The sequence below is a fragment of the Pseudoalteromonas sp. GW168-MNA-CIBAN-0100 genome (assembly GCF_040309225.1).
Lineage (GTDB): Bacteria > Pseudomonadota > Gammaproteobacteria > Enterobacterales > Alteromonadaceae > Pseudoalteromonas > Pseudoalteromonas arctica.
The window spans coordinates 1-260 of record NZ_JBEOOL010000727.1 but is presented as its reverse complement, the minus strand read 5'-3'; the positions used below and the strand labels follow the sequence as shown (position 1 = coordinate 260).

Below are 260 nucleotides of genomic sequence, written 5' to 3'. Positions count from 1 at the left end.
AGCCAAGTGTATTTTTGCACTTTCAACATAAGTACCTACGTCAACACCGTCTATATCGATAAACGTCCAGCCATTTAAACGAGCATTTTCACTCTTAATCCCCGGCGGACCGTTCTCAACTCGAATATCTGCGACATCACCTAGTGCAATGCGTTGACCACTTGGTGTTACAACAGGTAATCGTGATAGCTGCTCAGGAGAGTCTCGATAGTCTTGCGGATAGCGTAAGTTAACAGGGTAACGCTCTTGACCTTCTACCG

Annotated in this window: 1 protein-coding gene; it reads right to left on the bottom strand. The window is 45.8% G+C overall.

Annotated elements, in window-relative coordinates:
- Window positions 1-260: efflux RND transporter permease subunit (locus AAEY62_RS23185; protein ID WP_350636791.1), on the bottom strand; the 260-nt coding region annotated here is incomplete at both ends.